Raw genomic sequence first — 246 nt, 5'->3', positions numbered from 1 at the left:
CAGCGGGCGCCGCGTCCCCAGCAGGCACAGCGCCAGATTCATCAGCCGCTCGGCCTTGGCAATGGCCATCGACGCCCTCTCTCGTACTTGTCCCGACCGTCGACCGTACCGCTCCGGACGGGCCCGGGCCGGTGTTCCACCTGTCTCAGACGGAGACCAGATCGCAGACGAAGATGAGCGTCTCGCCCGGCTTGATCCGGCCGCCGGCGCCCCGGTCGCCGTACGCCATGTGGGGCGGGATGATCA

At 69.5% G+C, this 246-nt stretch carries 1 protein-coding gene; it reads right to left on the bottom strand.

The window, feature by feature from the left end:
* Nucleotides 1–145: 145 nt before the first annotated feature.
* A partial coding sequence (locus tag ACLIYP_RS30980; RefSeq protein ID WP_412716366.1) for an FKBP-type peptidyl-prolyl cis-trans isomerase occupies nucleotides 146–246 on the bottom strand: 101 nt, incomplete at its 5' end.

The sequence above is a fragment of the Streptomyces nanhaiensis genome (assembly GCF_046614825.1).
GTDB classification, from domain to species: Bacteria; Actinomycetota; Actinomycetes; order Streptomycetales; family Streptomycetaceae; genus Streptomyces; species Streptomyces radiopugnans.
The sequence above is the reverse complement of the archived record's forward strand: the minus strand, read 5'-3'. Positions and strand labels throughout refer to the sequence as shown.